This window comes from Colwellia sp. F1, assembly GCF_056238625.1.
In genome coordinates, this window is the sequence record NZ_JBWDLI010000009.1 from 89,187 (window position 1) to 102,608 (window position 13,422).

Sequence of the window (13,422 nt, forward strand, 5' to 3'; positions counted from 1 at the left end):
TTTAATCGCTTATTGTTTACAAGATAAAACCGTCTTGTACCTCTAATGGTTGTGTTAACGATAATGCACGACCATTATATTGTGCTACAGGCATAATCCCCATAACACAATTACAAATAAATATTGCTTGTGCTTGCGCTACTTCATCTAAAGAAATCCTTTTAACAATAGTGTCGGGCTTGTGCGCTAATATTGCTTGCCGCATAATGCCATTAACACCACTTTGGCTAACATCAGGGGTATATAATTGCCCATTCATGAAAAAAAACAGATTAGCACTCGTCGCCTCGATAACCTCATCATGAATATTAGTGACCAGTAAATCATCTACATCAGTTGTAGATAACTCTTGCCTTAGCAGTACTTGCTCAAGGCGATTTAAGTGCTTTAACCCCCCTAACATGGGGTTAATACCAATTTTTTGCTTACTCAACCCTAACCTGATACCAGTTCGCGTTTGCTGCTGATAATGCATCGGGTAATCAAACACCATTATAATCAAGTCATGCTTATTGCTTGCCGAGCGAGCATAGCCTCTGCCGCCGCTGCTCGCTGTAATAATTATTTTCAACACTGCTAAGTCATAACTTTGTGCGATAGCAACTAATTGTAATGTTAATTCATCACGACAAGGCGCCGTTATACCTAGCTTACTACAACCAAACGTTAAACGTGCAACGTGCTCTGTAAGGTACTCGACCTTGCCCTTTATTATTTTTGCCGTAGTAAATAGCCCATCACCGTAAGCTAAACCACGGTTTTCAATATCTATATGGGGTTGCTGTACGCCATTGACTAAACACAACTTCATAAACAGTTCGCAAGAGTTTTTTTAATTAGGCTATATTATAGCCACTAAGTTTTATAAAGGTGATAAAAATAGCTTGTAAAAAAGCCTGATTCTTATGGTTAAGTGTTCAGGCTTAATGTTGTTATTTCAAGCGCTAGCATGAGTTTATATTTTTTTGAAAATTAATGACCCGTTTGTGCCACCAAAACCAAATGAATTACATAAAACATAGTCTAAATTAATATCACGAGCTGAGCCGCTAATATAGTCTAAATCACAACCTTCGTCAGGGTTATCTAAATTAATTGTCGGGGGTACTGCTGAATTTGCGATGGCTTGAATACTAAATATACTTTCAACCGCACCAGCTGCGCCTAACAGATGCCCGGTCATTGATTTAGTTGAGCCCATTAAAACATTGTAAGCATCCGCACCAAAAATTGATTTTACCGCATTCGTTTCAGCAATATCACCAGCCGGTGTTGAAGTACCATGGGCATTAATATAACCAATTTGGTTAGCATTGATCCCAGCGTCATTTAAGGCGTTTTGCATTGCACGTGCTGCACCAGCACCATCAGCAGGTGGCGATGTCATATGGTATGCATCACCGCTCATACCAAAACCTACTAATTCAGCATAAATTTTTGCGCCACGTGCTTTGGCGTGTTCGTATTCTTCAACCACAACAACGCCAGCACCATCACCTAAAACAAAACCGTCTCTGTCTTTATCCCAAGGCCGAGAAGCGGCTTGTGGGTCATCATTGCGTTTAGACAAAGCACGTGCTGCACCAAAGCCGCCCATACCTAAGGTAGTAGATGCTTTTTCAGCACCACCAGCAACCATTACATCCGCGTCGCCATAAGCAATGATACGGGCAGCATGACCAATGTTATGTACACCACTTGTACAGGCGGTAGTGATTGAAATATTAGGGCCTTGCAAACCAAACATAATCGATAAATGCCCTGAAATCATGTTAATGATTGTTGAAGGCACAAAAAATGGTGAAAGCTTTTTAGGGCTCGCCATTTTAATCATTTTTTCATGGTTTTGTTCTATTAAGCCTAAGCCACCTATGCCAGAACCAATGGCAACGCCAATACGGGGTGCATTATCTTCATTAACTTCTATACCCGCATCTTGAATTGCTTGCACACCTGCAGCGACACCATACTGAATAAAAAGATCCATTTTTTTGGCTTCTTTTCGTTCCATATAGTTCTGTGCATCAAAATCATTCACTAAACCGGCAAATTTGGTGGAGTATTCTGTTGTATCGAAATGTTCGATATTACGAATACCGCTTTTACCCAGTAATAAGTTTTCCCACGTTTTTTCAGGGGTATTGCCTAATGGACTAAGCATACCAAGACCGGTAACAACAACGCGTCTCATTGTGTTCTACCTCTTAACTATTATCATTAACTATTAAACAGGAGATACAAAAAAAGCGGTCACTTAAATGTTAAGTATACCGCCTTTTTACAATTACATTTTTACAACATAACTAGTATTCACTAGTCAGTAATTACTGATTAGCGTTAACGTAATCAATTGCTGCTTGAACTGTTGTAATTTTCTCAGCTTCTTCGTCAGGAATTTCAGTATCAAATTCTTCTTCTAACGCCATAACTAATTCTACTGTATCTAATGAATCAGCACCTAAGTCATCAACGAAAGATGAATCAGTTTTAACTTCTGCTTCACTAACACCTAGTTGCTCAATAGTGATTTTTTTTACGCGTTCTTCGATAGTACTCATTTTTTTTCCTTTACTTACTGAAAGTGTAATTTTGCAAATTGCGTGTAGTGTATTCGCCAAAAGCTTGCCATGCAAGCCTATAACTTCATTTTTTTACGTGGTCTAACCTGTTTATTATAATAAAAAAATGAGACAAAACAATGTAGCCCTTTATATTAAAGGGTTACACCATGTACATACCACCGTTAACATGGATGGTTTCTCCAGTGATATATGCAGCAGTATCTGACGCTAAAAAGGCCACAGTGCTGGCAATTTCTTCTGGTTTTCCTAAACGGTTCGCTGGAACTTGTGAGAATATCCCTTCTTTTTGCTCTTCAGTCAAGGTTTGTGTCATGTCGGTGTCAATAAAACCTGGAGCAACAGTATTCACTGTAATGCCCCGTGAAGCGATTTCACGTGCTAGCGACTTGGTAAAGCCTAATAAGCCCGCTTTAGCAGTCGCGTAATTAACTTGCCCTGCATTGCCCATTGAACCAACCACAGAGCCTATATTAATAATGCGACCACTGCGTTTTTTCATCATAGGGCGAATTGCGGCTTTGCTTACCTTATAAATTGATGTTAAATTCGTATCAAGAATATCTTGCCACTCGTCATCTTTCATTCGCATAAATAGGTTATCGCGCGTTATACCCGCATTATTTACTAAAATATCAACGCTACCGTGTACGTCTTTAATCGTTGAAAACAATTGCGCAATAGAATCGTCACTGGTCACGTTTAATACAAGGCCATTGCCCTCACCTAAGTACTCTGCTATTTTCAATGCGCCATTTTCTGAAGTTGCAGTGCCTACGACAGTAGCACCTAAGCTCTGTAATTGTGTCGCTATTGCTTTACCAATACCACGGCTAGCGCCTGTAACAAGGGCCACTTTTCCGGTTAATGAAAACATAGATTTTTCCTGTTTATTTCTTGTTATTACTTATATAAAGTGTATTTTTTTGCTAATTTTTACACTCGCTTTTTTCCGTTAGCTTTTATCTTCGGCTGCGTGCGTTAACTCTTTGGCGTTAGCGAGTGAATCTGTTGTGTTAAAAGAAACACAACGAATAGTTTTGTTAATACGTTTCGCTAACCCTTGTAATACTTTACCAGGGCCTACCTCAACCATTTGTGTAATACCCAACTCGCCCATTTGGCTAATAGTTTCACTCCAACGTACTGGGCTATATAATTGCTTTACTAATGCTGTTTTAATAGCTTCACTACTTGTTTCAACGGCAACATCAACATTGTTGATCACATTAATGACTGGGGGGTTAAAGGTAATATTTTCTAGATCAGCTGCTAATTTAACACCGGCTTCTTCCATCAGCGCACAATGCGATGGGACACTGACTGGCAGAGGTAGTACGCGTTTAGCTCCTGCGCTTTTACACAGTTCACCGGCACGTTCTACTGCAGCTTTATGGCCTGCAATAACAACTTGACCTGGGGAGTTAAAGTTAACTGCCGCAACGACTTCATCCTGTTGTGCTTGTGCGCAAGCATCAATAATAGCTTGATCGTCTAAGCCAATAACCGCAGCCATTGCTCCTACCCCAGCAGGCACACATGTTTGCATATATTCGCCACGTTTTTCTACTAACTTAACAGCGTCAGTTAACGAGATAACACCTGCACAAACAAGCGCAGAGTATTCACCTAGGCTGTGACCCGCTAAAATACTTGGTGTAACAGCAGACTCTGCCTGCCAAACACGCCACAATGCTACGCTGGCGGTTAATAATGCAGGCTGAGTGAAATTAGTTTGATTTAATTGCTCTGCAGGGCCTTGTGCTACTAATTGCCATAGATCATAGCCAAGCGCCGTTGAGGCCTCTTTAAAAGTATCTTGAACAATACTATTGTCACTAAAGTCGCTTAACATAGCAACAGACTGCGAGCCTTGGCCTGGAAATACGAAGGCTAATTCACCTTGAAGGGTTACATTTTGCATTTATTAATTACTCTTATATTTATAAACAATGAAGACAATATAATGAAATATTATTGAGCTGACAAACCTTGCTCTAAAGAACGTTTAATTTTTTCAGGTACTTGTCGTTCAACTTCTTTAACCGCTTCCATAATAGCCGAGTAAAAAGCGCCTGAATTGGCATTACCATGGCTCTTTACAACGATACCGCGCAATCCTATCAAACTTGCGCCGTTATACTGGTCGGGGTTCATTGATTTAAACAGCTTTTTCAAGCTCGGTTTAAAAATAAAGGTTAACATTTTAACTAAACGATTTTTTTCAAACAGTATTTTTAACTTTTCAAACACTAAACGAGCGACACCTTCACACGTTTTTAATGCCACATTACCCACGAAACCATCACAGACAATAACGTCAGCTTTATTAGAGAAAATATCACTCCCTTCAATAAAACCTATATAGTTAATAGCTTTGTTTTCTGATAGCTCGAGTGCCGCCTGTTTAATATGGTCACTCCCCTTCATTGACTCTTCACCCATATTAAGTAAAGCAATACGGGGGGTACTAATACCATCCACTTGTTGCGCCATAACAGATCCCATAACGCCAAATTGATAAAGTACATGAGAGTCACAAAAAACATTAGCTCCTAAATCAAGCATAAAAACATGCTTATTATCATCGTGCGTAGGTAATGATGAAATTAGCGCTGGGCGCTCAACGCCTGATAATGTTTTTAGAACAAAATGTGCCATAGAGAATAAAGCGCCTGTATTGCCTGCACTTACACACGCTTGAGCCTTGCCTTCACTTACAAGGTCGAGTGCTTTACGCATCGATGAGTCTTTTTTAGTTCGCAGTGCAAATGCTGGCTTTTCGTCCATTTCAACAACTTCAGAAGTGGGAAAAATAGAGAGTTGCTTATGTTGGTTTAGTGTTTTTCTACAAATATTTAACTGTGCAAGTTCTTTTATAATGATGTTTTCATCACCACAAAGAATAAGGTGCAAATTAGGCATATGATTAATTGCCAATATTGCTGAGGGAATTGTTACAGAGGGGCCTTTATCGCCCCCCATAACATCTAACGCTAAAGTTAGAATATTTTGACTATTCAAGCGTAAATTAATTAGCTATAAATAGGGTGCTAAAGTAAAGTCGCTTAGTTAGCGATTACTTTAACGCCTTTGTAAAAGCCATCAGCTGTTACATGGTGACGACGATGCGTTTCACCTGATACTGGATCTACTGATAAGTTCTCTGCTGTTATAGCATCATGTGAACGACGCATGCCACGTCTTGAACGAGACTTTTTGCTTTTTTGAACTGCCATGAGTTACTCCTAAATAGGTTTATTCGTTAAGTTAAAAGTACTTTTTTAACTACTTTAATTGTTTTAATACGTCAAATGGATTAGGTTTTTCAAGCTCTTCCGGCAACTCTCCCCAAACACTGTCAGCGTCTGCTGAGCAATCTTCGATATTGTGCCTTGGAATTAATGGTAGCGTGAGCAACAACTCTTCTTCCACCAGTTCTAGCAAGTTTACTTCACCTTCTGCATTTAATTCTACTACATCATAATATGATGGAATATTTAGCGCTGCCTCTTCATTTTTTGCTGGACTAAAAATGAAATCTATTTTTAATTCAGTATCAAACAGTTCGTTACAGCGCTGACAAGTTAATGCAACTAATGCCGACGCAGTGCCTGACATAACAGTCAAACCACGTTCATCCACATAAAACTTAACACTAACTTGAGCATGCTCGCTGCGCATTTCACTCACGGCAAGCAGCCTAGTCATTTCCGAGACGTTAAAAACACCTTCACACACAAGCCTGCGCTGCGCACTTCGGGATGGACTAATTGTAATCGGAAGCTTAAGATTCTGCATAAGTCGCGCATATTAAAGCTCCTGAAGGCAAGTGTCAAAAGAAAATTAGCATATTTCTTTTAAAAACGATAGATTGAGCTGATTATAACAAAAAAATGCTAATTATTGTTTAATTGTTCACCAAAATGACATATTTACCTATTTATAAGGATCTTCATGAAAACGCTCGTTTTAGGCTCTACTTCCCCTTTTCGTAAAAGTATTTTAGAAAAACTAAACCTTCATTTTACTTGTGCTAAGCCAAATATTGATGAAACTGCTTTAGCTAATGAAACACCGCAAGCACTGGTTGAACGTTTAGCTATTGCAAAAGCCAGAGCAGTAGCCGACCAATTCCCAGACGCCCTCATCATCGGCTCTGACCAGGTAGCCGTTTGTGACGGTGAAATTTTAGGCAAGCCACATAATTTTGACAACGGTGTAAAACAACTAACAAAATTTAGTAATAAGTGTGTTACCTTCTATACTGGTTTATCTGTTTATAATAGTGCTAATGATACGGTTAAATCAGTAGTTGAACCTTTTATTGTACATTTTAATCAGTTGTCACCAACAGACATAGTGAATTATTTAAACGCTGAACAGCCATACAATTGTGCCGGTAGTTTTAAAAGTGAAGGTTTAGGTATATGCTTATTTAAAAAACTCGAAGGTGATGATCCTAACACGCTAATAGGTTTACCATTAATTAAGTTAGTTGGGCTATTAAAAGAGCACGGGGTAGACACTTTAGCTGAACAAAAACCGGCAAAGTAACTGAATATATAACGTTTATCATTAAATATTAACAGTAAATAACAGATAAGAAGCACAGGATTTCCATGAAGCATTTTTCAGGTTTTATTGTCTCCATTATTATTGTCATCACTTTATTTGTTATTGCTGCATTTGCCGCTGGCATAGTGGCTGATAGTCTCGGTATTTGGAAAAAACCAGTTATTGGTTCAGTTGCCGCCTTCTGTGTAGTGGTCACTGGTTATATTACCTCACCCAGCCATAAGCGCCTAGCGTCATTTATCTGGCTAATTGTTGGTGCTATTACCGCTTGGTTTTTATCCGGTGACTCTTATTACCCAGAAGATCATGTGCATGCATATCAACTAACCATTATTCCCATTATTGCCACCTACCTCAGTGGGGTGTTAGCCTTATTGGCCTGTCTGCTGTGGCACAATAAGCAGGTAAAAAAGTAAAGTACTTATGCACCTTACAAACATAATGAGTATCAAAACATGAAAATAGCATTAGGCATCGCAATCCTGGGTATCGCCATCATTATTGCTTTCTTTATACTGGGCGAAAAATCAAAAACAGCACCTACTCTTGGGTTAACTAACGGGAAATTACTACCGTGCGCTGACAAACCCAACTGCGTGTGTAGTGAATACCCTGATGACAACGAACACTATATTGCTTCCATAGCTAGTGTACCTAGTACACTAGCTAACATAGAAAAAGTTGCCGTCATTATTCAAGAAATGGGAGGCCATATTCTCACCAAAGAAAATAATTACATCGCAGCAACCTTTACCTCATCATTTTTTAGCTTTATTGATGATTTTGAAATAAGAATAGACCCCAATCAAAAAAGAATACATATTCGCTCTGCATCTAGAGTCGGGTATAGCGACAGAGGTGTAAACAAAGCGCGCACTGAGTTGTTTAAAGCACTGTATTTTAAATAAAAGCAGGTATTAAACGAGTAATGCTTGCAGGTCTATTAAAGAATCCACGATAACTTTCGGTTGGTATTGACTCAAGGTGTCGCTAGCATGAACACCAAAGGTAACACCTATACTGCTAATACCCGCATTCTGAGCCATTTTTAAATCATGGCTGGTATCACCAATCATGATTGCTTCATGTGGTTCAATATTTAATTCAGATAGAATACTTTGTAGCATGGTGGGATCAGGTTTCGATGGCATCTCATCTGCACAACGCGTTGTAACGAAAAAATCAGCCGTGTTACTCATGGCTAAAACACGGTCCAGCCCATCTCTTCCCTTACCGGTAGCAACTGCTAATAATTTATTTTGTTGCTTTAGCGCATCAAGTAATGTCAACGCATGATTAAATAAAGGCGTGGGGGTATCATCACCTTCCATGTATTGGTATTTATATTCTAGCCTCATGGCTTCAGCTTGTTCAGTTGTAATATCGACAAATAGTTGTTTAAAGGCGATAGGCAAACTTAAGCCAATAATACTTTTTATTTCTGCTGTTGTTGGTATTGCTAATCCCGTAATCCTGGCTGCGGATTGCATTGAAGAGACAATACGATCGACCGAATCCATTAAGGTGCCATCCCAGTCAAAAATAACTAATTTATAATTTTTCATTATCAACCTTTTAATTTTGAATCATTATTCTCTGACTAAAGTTGTCAGTAACCTTTCTAAACTTGGTTCAAGTGGTGCTTCTATCGTTAAGCGCTCTAGTGTTTTAGGGTGGGTAAACTCAATGCTCGCAGCATGTAAAAACAAACGCTTTAACCCTTGGCTCTTCATTTGCGCATCAAACTCTTCATGGCCATACTTTGCATCCATTGCAATAGAATGACCACTTACCTGACAGTGCACGCGTATTTGGTGTGTTCTTCCTGTCACAGGAAAGGCGCGCACTAACGTAGCCCCCCGATAACGCTCTAACACTTTATAGCGTGTTTCAGACTCTTTACCGTTAATATTGTCAGTTATAACGACTCGTTCTCCTGATTTAAGATCATTCTTTCGTAATCCCTCAGTCACACGTGTTAATTTAGTTGGCCAGTGACCTTTCACTAAGGCATGGTAAAACTTTTGGACCGTTTTGTTACGCAATTGCTCATGTAGATGGCGCAATGCTGAACGTTTTTTGGCAACCACTAAACAACCTGAAGTATCTCTATCAAGCCGATGAACCAATTCCAACATACGCGCGTCAGGGCGCAGTGACCTAAGCGCCTCTATTAGACCAAAGCTTAAACCGCTGCCACCATGCACAGCCATACCTGACGGCTTATTAATCACAATTAACCTGTCATCTTCAAATAAAATCTGCTTTTCAAGATTCGCCACAATATGCAAGCCTGCGGATACCGTATCAGTTTTTTCTGAGATACGTATAGGTGCAATACGCAAAACATCGTCAAGTGCCAATTTATATACGGGTTTAATACGTTTTTTATTAACCCGTATTTCACCTTTGCGTAATAACCGATATAAGTGACTCTTAGGTACGCCTTTAAGTGTTCTTAATAAAAAATTATCAATACGCTGACCCGCATCTTCACTGTCTATGGTGATAAATCGTACTTGAGGTTTATTAACCGCTGACATATTTTCAGCGTTTGGGTTGGTATCTACTGTTTTTTTTAGTGGTGGTTTTTGTGACATGGCGTGCGTTTATTTAACCTAAATTCTACATGGTGAGCAGTTTACCATACTTTATTTCGTGCATTTTGACATTTAATCTGTTTTTTTATTGGCTTATCATATTTTATAAGGGATAATAGCAGCGTTAATACTTAATAAAAATTATTTGCGGACTAAGCTTCTAGTAAAAAGCTAAAGCGTAACAATCAATAAAGAAGTATTAAAATGTAGAAGTTTTAAAGAGAGACGTAAGAGGCAAACTGCGGCCACATTAGTATGCATAACCGATGTAGGTAATTGACACACTAATAGTACGGCCTATTGTACAACTAACGCGTGTAGCTTGTTAGGAACGACATAAACAGTTTTTATCAATACTCGATACTAGCCCTGCTCCATAAAGCAATTTATTTAAATTAACTTATTTTGCAAAAAAATCTCCATCTAATAGTTAAATGCGCCACAAGAAAGTGTAAAACATCACTAGGCAAAATTTTTATTATTTAATTGCAAAATAAGTGCTCGCAGCACATTTGCTGAGCACATAAAGAAACAATAACGTTATGATTTTTGCATACGGCAGGTCATAACTAATTAGAAACAATCAATATTTATAACAGCCTACCGTGGTTAAATGACACGCTAGCGTTGACACCCGTGAGGTTGACAAAAAGCTGTTACATCACTACAGATTGCACTACTTTGTGTACTAAGCACTAGTGTGCTGTGACTAAAAATGAGTCACACAAACTATGAAACGTATGTTAATAAACGCTACCCAATCAGAAGAATTGCGTGTAGCACTTGTTGATGGACAAAAACTTTACGATTTAGATATCGAAAGTCCTGGTCATGAGCAAAAAAAGTCAAATATTTATAAAGCTAAAATTACCCGTATTGAGCCTTCCTTAGAGGCTGCCTTTGTTGACTATGGTGCGGATCGCCATGGTTTCTTACCAATGAAGGAAATTGCGCGCGAGTATTTCCCTAAAGGTTATTCATTTCAAGGTCGCCCTAGCATTAAAGATGTATTGCACGAAGGCCAAGAAGTTATTGTTCAAATAGATAAAGAAGAACGAGGCCAAAAAGGCGCTGCATTAACGACTTTTATCAGCCTAGCTGGCAGTTATTTAGTATTAATGCCAAACAATCCACGTGCAGGTGGCATTTCACGCCGCATTGAAGGTGATGAAAGAACTGAATTAAAAGCTTCTTTAAGCAAGCTTGACTTACCCAAAGGCATGGGGCTTATTGTTCGTACCGCGGGTGTGGGTAAAGCCTATGAAGAGCTAGAATGGGATTTAAGTGTATTATTACACCACTGGAAAGCCATCAGCGATGCTGCAGAAAGCCGTAAAGCCCCGTTTTTAATCCATCAAGAAACAAACCTGATTTTACGCGCTATTCGCGATTATTTACGCCGTGATATTGGCGAGGTATTGATTGACCGCCCTAAAACCTTTGAAAGTGTAAAAAAACACATTGAAGTCGTTCGTCCTGATTTCTTAAGTAAAATAAAACTTTACAACAGTGATGTACCTTTATTTACGCATTATCAAATTGAATCTCAAATTGAAACAGCGTTTCAGCGCGAAGTACGTTTACCCTCTGGTGGTTCAATTGTTATTGATCCAACAGAAGCGATGACCTCTATTGATATAAACTCTGCACGAGCTACTAAGGGCGGTGATATAGAGGAAACTGCTTTTAACACTAACCTTGAAGCAGCAGAAGAAATTTCTCGTCAATTACGCTTACGTGATTTAGGCGGTCTAGTCGTTATTGACTTCATTGATATGACCCCCGTTAGACATCAACGTGAAGTAGAAAACCGTATGCGTGATTCTGTCCGTCAAGACAGAGCCCGTATTCAATTAGGTCGAATTTCTCGCTTTGGTATATTAGAAATGTCACGCCAACGACTACGCCCATCTATTGGTGAAACTAGCCAAGGTGTGTGTCCACGTTGTAGTGGTACTGGGCAAGTCCGCGGCGTGGAGTCTTTAGCTTTGTCTATTCTTCGTTTAATGGAAGAAGAAGCAATTAAAGATAATACGCAATACGTACAGGCTCAAGTACCTGTGCCTGTAGCAACTTACTTATTGAATGAAAAACGTCGCTCGGTAATGCATATAGAAAAACACCATAGCGTTCGTGTCTTAATAATCCCTAACCCTCATATGGACACACCACAATACGAAGTATTACGTGTTAAGAAAGATGAAACTATTTCTGAGGCAAGTTATGAGATTTCAGTTAAACAAGCAGAGCTTGAAGAAGCCAAAATGCCTAAGTTTAACCAAGGTGCTACTAAACCAGATGAACCTGTAATTCAAGCAATGGGGCAAGGGATGTCAGCGCCTAAAACGGCAGCTAACACTGAGGCAGATAACGCCTTACAATCACAAAAGTCAGCGGATAAAAATGCCAAACCAACCGGCTTTTTTGCTTGGTTGAAACGTTTGTTTGCCGGTGAGGAAGTCATCGTAGAAGAGGATAAACCAAAAACCACACCTAAACCTCAAGAGAACAGAAACCAGCAACGCGGCCGTCAAGGGCAACGTCGTAGTAATACCCGTAATGGCCGTGGTAATAACCGTAATGATGAACAAAGCAGCAACGAAAGCAAGCCAAACAAGCCCGTTAGAGCAACTGATAAAAACCGTAATACACGCCCTGAACGCGATGATAATAATAAGGCAAATTCTGCTAAGAGCAAAGCTAAAGGGCAAGGTAAAAAAGCAGATCACTCTAAAAATAAACCTGTAAAAGATGAGGTTATTACTGAGCGCCGTCAACGCAGAACTAACCGCAAAAAAGTACGTGTTAACAAAGTAGATGCCGCACAAGATGCAGCTAAAAACACAAAAACTGAAGTAGCAAATACAAGCACTGTAGATACCAAGGTAACCATTAAAGATACCGCTCGTACTAACGATACTTCGCCTGAGCAAGTTGTGAGTAACACAGAACAAAATGCAACTGTTGCACCTGAGAAAAAGGCAAATAATGAAGAGCGTTCACGCAATAGACGCTCTCCTAGACATTTACGTTCTAATGGTCAGCGTAAGCGTCGTGAGAAAAAGCCAGAAACTGATGTAGCACAAACGGCTGCTTTAACTGCAGAGGCTAACAGTGCAGATGAAAAAACAAATGAGGCTATTGAAGCTCGTTATCCTAAATCTGAAAGCACAGTGGACTCAACACTTACCCCAAATTCCATTGAGAAAGCGGCTGAAAAATCACTCGCCACGCAAACGCCAAGTGCCAAGACGGTTAAAGCAAAAGAAAATGATACACAATCGTCTGAAACCGTTTCACCAGTAAACACTGCTCCTGAAACAGTAGCACAAGAAGAAACCACTTCTGAAACCATTGCAGCTGAAGCTGTCGTGCAAGATGAGACTGCCGCTGAAGCACCAGCAGCTGAAGTTATCGCGCAAGGTGAGACTGCATCTAAAACACCTGCAACTAAAGCTGTCGCGCAAGATGAGACTGCAGCTGAAGCATCAGCAACAGAAGCTGTCGCGCAAGATGAGACTGCATCTGAAGCATCAGTAACAGAAGCTGTCGCGCAAGATGAGACTGCATCTGAAGCATCAGCAACAGAAGCTGTCGCGCAAGATGAGACTGCATCTGAAGCATCAGCAACAGAAGCTGTCGCGCAAGATGAGGCTGCATCTGAA

At 39.7% G+C, this 13,422-nt stretch carries 14 protein-coding genes; 4 read left to right on the forward strand and 10 right to left on the reverse strand.

What is annotated here, in order from left to right; genetic code table 11:
- Positions 1-16: 16 nt before the first annotated feature.
- The 8 genes from pabC to yceD all read right to left on the reverse strand — a co-directional run bounded on the left by pabC (position 17) and on the right by yceD (position 6,380).
- Entirely contained in the window at positions 17-811 is a 795-nt protein-coding gene (gene pabC / locus AC0UA9_RS10235) for an aminodeoxychorismate lyase (RefSeq protein WP_475659744.1), read from the reverse strand.
- A gap of 144 nt (positions 812-955) precedes the next feature.
- Positions 956-2,191 carry a beta-ketoacyl-ACP synthase II gene (gene fabF / locus AC0UA9_RS10240; protein ID WP_475659746.1) on the reverse strand — a complete coding sequence of 412 codons (1,236 nt, stop codon included), beginning with the start codon at positions 2,189-2,191 and terminating at the stop codon, positions 956-958.
- A 133-nt stretch (positions 2,192-2,324) separates the two neighbouring features.
- Positions 2,325-2,558: an acyl carrier protein gene (gene acpP, locus AC0UA9_RS10245; RefSeq protein ID WP_159820781.1), complete on the reverse strand. Its 234-nt coding sequence runs from the start codon at positions 2,556-2,558 to the stop codon at positions 2,325-2,327.
- 163 nt (positions 2,559-2,721) lie between these two features.
- A complete protein-coding gene (gene fabG, locus AC0UA9_RS10250) occupies positions 2,722-3,456 on the reverse strand; it encodes a 3-oxoacyl-ACP reductase FabG (RefSeq protein WP_475659749.1) in 735 nt (244 codons plus the stop codon).
- 78 nt (positions 3,457-3,534) lie between these two features.
- A complete protein-coding gene (gene fabD, locus AC0UA9_RS10255) occupies positions 3,535-4,503 on the reverse strand; it encodes an ACP S-malonyltransferase (protein ID WP_475659751.1) in 969 nt (322 codons plus the stop codon).
- 50 nt (positions 4,504-4,553) lie between these two features.
- The gene (plsX, locus tag AC0UA9_RS10260) at positions 4,554-5,564 is read right to left on the reverse strand and encodes a phosphate acyltransferase PlsX (protein WP_475659888.1); all 1,011 of its coding nucleotides are present in this window, start codon (positions 5,562-5,564) and stop codon (positions 4,554-4,556) included.
- A gap of 83 nt (positions 5,565-5,647) precedes the next feature.
- Positions 5,648-5,818 (reverse strand): 50S ribosomal protein L32, encoded by a 171-nt coding sequence (gene rpmF / locus AC0UA9_RS10265; protein WP_475659753.1) that lies wholly within the window; start codon positions 5,816-5,818, stop codon positions 5,648-5,650.
- Positions 5,819-5,867: 49 nt separating this feature from the next.
- Positions 5,868-6,380, reverse strand: coding sequence for a 23S rRNA accumulation protein YceD (gene yceD / locus AC0UA9_RS10270; protein ID WP_475659755.1), 513 nt, complete (start codon positions 6,378-6,380; stop codon positions 5,868-5,870).
- Positions 6,381-6,536: 156 nt separating this feature from the next.
- Here yceD and AC0UA9_RS10275 point away from each other — a divergent pair, with 156 nt between their 5' ends.
- The 3 genes from AC0UA9_RS10275 (at position 6,537) to AC0UA9_RS10285 (ending at position 8,065) form a co-directional block, all read left to right on the forward strand.
- The gene (locus tag AC0UA9_RS10275) at positions 6,537-7,136 is read left to right on the forward strand and encodes a Maf family protein (protein WP_475659756.1); all 600 of its coding nucleotides are present in this window, start codon (positions 6,537-6,539) and stop codon (positions 7,134-7,136) included.
- Between the two features lie 65 nt (positions 7,137-7,201).
- Complete coding sequence (locus AC0UA9_RS10280; RefSeq protein ID WP_475659760.1) at positions 7,202-7,573, forward strand: hypothetical protein; 372 nt, start codon at positions 7,202-7,204, stop codon at positions 7,571-7,573.
- A gap of 39 nt (positions 7,574-7,612) precedes the next feature.
- The gene (locus AC0UA9_RS10285; protein WP_475659763.1) at positions 7,613-8,065 is read left to right on the forward strand and encodes a DUF1499 domain-containing protein; all 453 of its coding nucleotides are present in this window, start codon (positions 7,613-7,615) and stop codon (positions 8,063-8,065) included.
- Positions 8,066-8,074: 9 nt separating this feature from the next.
- Here AC0UA9_RS10285 and AC0UA9_RS10290 read toward each other — a convergent pair whose 3' ends face one another.
- The gene (locus AC0UA9_RS10290) at positions 8,075-8,722 is read right to left on the reverse strand and encodes an HAD-IA family hydrolase (protein ID WP_475659765.1); all 648 of its coding nucleotides are present in this window, start codon (positions 8,720-8,722) and stop codon (positions 8,075-8,077) included.
- 24 nt (positions 8,723-8,746) lie between these two features.
- The gene (rluC, locus tag AC0UA9_RS10295) at positions 8,747-9,700 is read right to left on the reverse strand and encodes a 23S rRNA pseudouridine(955/2504/2580) synthase RluC (protein ID WP_475659890.1); all 954 of its coding nucleotides are present in this window, start codon (positions 9,698-9,700) and stop codon (positions 8,747-8,749) included.
- A gap of 788 nt (positions 9,701-10,488) precedes the next feature.
- On the opposite strand from rluC, the gene rne reads away from it, so the two are divergent.
- A partial coding sequence (gene rne, locus AC0UA9_RS10300; protein WP_475659767.1) for a ribonuclease E occupies positions 10,489-13,422 on the forward strand: 2,934 nt, incomplete at its 3' end.